The sequence below is a fragment of the Burkholderia sp. BCC1644 genome (assembly GCF_902833225.1).
Lineage (GTDB): Bacteria > Pseudomonadota > Gammaproteobacteria > Burkholderiales > Burkholderiaceae > Burkholderia.
In genome coordinates, this window is sequence record NZ_CADFEI010000079.1 from 1 (window position 1) to 430 (window position 430).

The 430-nt window shown below is 74.2% G+C and carries 1 pseudogene; it reads right to left on the reverse strand.

Annotated elements, in window-relative coordinates:
- Positions 1 to 430: pseudogene (locus tag HWX87_RS37800) on the reverse strand (Na+/H+ antiporter); the annotation flags it as partial.

Consider the following 430-nt stretch of genomic DNA (forward strand, 5'->3'; position numbering starts at 1 on the left):
GTGGCCGCGTCGTCGGCATCGTCGAGGCTCACCAGGCGGCGCCGGTAGAGATCCATCACACGCGCGGTCAGGTCGGCGCAGCGTGCCGCGTCGGCTTCGTCGAGCGTTTCCGTGAGCGTGTCATGGGTCGCGTCGATCGCGCGGATCGCGGCCTGGGCGGCGGCCGCGCGTGCCGCGCGTTCCTCGTGCGCATGCGGGTTCGGCGTTGTGCGCAGGCCGCGCAGCAGCAGCGGCAGGCCGAATACGGCCACCAGCAGCGAGCCGAGGATCACGCCCGAGGCGATGAAGATCGCCGTGTCGCGCCCGGCCAGCGGCGTGCCGTCGCCGAGCGCCACCGGCAGCGACAGCACGCCGGCCAGCGTGATGGCGCCGCGCACGCCGCCCACCGTCATCAGCGCCACGGTGCGAAAGCCCGCCCAGGAGCCCGTCA